The 2,087-nt window shown below is 69.7% G+C and carries 2 protein-coding genes and 1 rRNA gene; 1 reads left to right on the forward strand and 2 read right to left on the reverse strand.

What is annotated here, in order from left to right; all coding sequences use genetic code 11:
* Positions 1 to 8: 8 nt before the first annotated feature.
* A 5S ribosomal RNA gene (gene rrf, locus E2E34_RS33725) occupies positions 9 to 125 on the forward strand.
* A 108-nt stretch (positions 126 to 233) separates the two neighbouring features.
* Here rrf and E2E34_RS33730 read toward each other — a convergent pair.
* Together E2E34_RS33730 and E2E34_RS33735 are read right to left on the reverse strand one after the other, a co-directional pair.
* Entirely contained in the window at positions 234 to 1,544 is a 1,311-nt protein-coding gene (locus tag E2E34_RS33730) for a DUF58 domain-containing protein (protein WP_138905629.1), read from the reverse strand.
* Positions 1,545 to 1,554: 10 nt separating this feature from the next.
* The coding region (locus tag E2E34_RS33735; RefSeq protein ID WP_138905630.1) for an AAA family ATPase at positions 1,555 to 2,087 on the reverse strand (533 nt) is incomplete at its 5' end.

Below are 2,087 nucleotides of genomic sequence, written 5' to 3' on the forward strand. Positions count from 1 at the left end.
CATAGTGTTTCGGTGGTCATAGCGTTAGGGAAACGCCCGGTTACATTCCGAACCCGGAAGCTAAGCCTTTCAGCGCCGATGGTACTGCAGGGGGGACCCTGTGGGAGAGTAGGACGCCGCCGAACAATCATTGTGGGAAAGCCCCGCACCTTATGGTGCGGGGCTTTTCTGCGTTCCAGGCCGTTCCGGATGACGGGCGGCAGGACCGGGGGAATGCAAGGGTGCTCTTTTCCCTACAGCCGGCCTGCTGCCTTCAGTGCCAGATACGCGTCGGCCAGGGCGGGGGCCAGGTCGTCGGGTGTGGCGTCCACGACCGTGACGTTGTGGCGGGTGAGCTTCTCCGCTGTGCGCCTGCGCTGGTTCTGGGCCTGAGAGGCAGCAGCGGCTTCATACACCGCGTCCACTGTTCCGCGCCCGGCCGCCATTTCCTCGACGCTGGGGTCGGCCACCGAGGCCACCAGAACGGTGTGCCGTCGGGTGAGCTGCGGGAGTATCGGCAGGATCCCCTCCTCGACGGGGGCGGCGTCCAGGCTGGTGAGCAGGACAATCAGGGATCCGCGGGGGGCGTTCGCCAGGGCTGTGGCGCTCAGGCCTCGGGCGTCGGTTTCCACCAGTGCGGGCTCCAGGGGAGCCATCGCGTTGACCAGGGCGGCGAGGACGTCCCCTGCTGTGCGGCCTTGGACCTGGGCGCGCGTGCGGCGGTCGTAGGCCAGGAGGTCCACTCGGTCGCCGGCTCGGGAAGCGAGGGCCGCGAGGAGGAGCGCCGCGTCCATGGAGGCGTCCAGGCGCGGGACGTCGCCCACGCGGCCGGCCGAGGTGCGGCCGGTGTCGAGGACGATCAGGATGTGGCGGTCACGTTCCGGGCGCCAGGTACGGACGGCCACGGTGTTCTGCCGTGCCGTGGCGCGCCAGTCGATGGAGCGGGTGTCGTCGCCGGGAACGTAGTCGCGGAGGCTGTCGAATTCGGTGCCTTCGCCTCGCGTCAGGACGCTGGTGCGGCCGTCGAGTTCGCGGAGACGGGCCAGCTTGGAGGGGAGGTGCTTCCGGCTGGTGAAGGGCGGGAGCACGCGTACTGCCCAGGGGACCCGGTGGCTGCCCTGACGGGCGGCGAGGCCGAGCGGCCCGTACGAGCGAACGGTGATGCGTTCGGAGTGGCGGTCGCCGCGGCGGGTGGGGCGGAGTGTCGTGGTCAGGCGGCGTCGCTCTCCTGCGGGGACGGTCAGCTCGTGGCGTGAGACTGCCTGCTCTGAGCCCGTGGGCCAGCTGCTGGGCGGCCAGGCATCGCGAAGCAGCGCCCGCAACGGGCGGGCCGACGGGTTGGTGACCGTCAGCTCAATTTCTGCACTGTCACCCAATCGAACTGACGTGTCACCACTTCGGGTGAAACGGAGCTTTCGTACTGGCGCGGCCAATGCGTAGTCGCACACAATTGCGAGGGTGAGGGGAGCGTTCACGGCGAGAACCCCGGACCAGTTCGGCGCGAGGAAGCCGATGGGGATCGCGCCGAGGGCGGCGAGGAATGCGGTACGTCCAGTGAGGGCCACGGTCATCGCCTCAACGGGGCACGGGGACGTGGGCGAGGATCGCGGTGATGACGGAGTCCGCGGTGACTCCTTCCATCTCGGCCTCGGGCCGCAGTTGAATGCGGTGGCGCAGGGTGGGGAGGGCGAGGGCCTTCACATCGTCCGGGATGACGTAGTCCCTGCCGGTGAGCCAGGCCCAGGCGCGGGCGGTGGAGAGCAGTGCGGTGGCGCCTCGGGGGGAGACGCCGAGAGTGAGCGAGGGGGAATCTCGGGTGGCACGGCAGATATCGACGACGTAACCGGTGATCTCCGCGGAGACGGAGGTCTTGGCCACGGCGGCGCGGGCCGCTTCCAGGTCGGCGGGCCCGGCGGCCGGGCGTAGGCCCGCAGCGTGGAGATCGCGGGGGTTGAAGCCCTCGGTGTGGCGGGTCAGGACGCCGATCTCGTCCTCGCGGGACGGCAGCGGGACCGTGAGTTTGAGGAGGAAGCGGTCCAGTTGGGCCTCGGGGAGAGGGTAGGTGCCCTCGTACTCCACGGGGTTCTGGGTGCCCGCGAGCAGGACAG

It is taken from the genome of Streptomyces albidochromogenes, assembly GCF_005981925.1.
Lineage (GTDB): Bacteria > Actinomycetota > Actinomycetes > Streptomycetales > Streptomycetaceae > Streptomyces > Streptomyces albidochromogenes.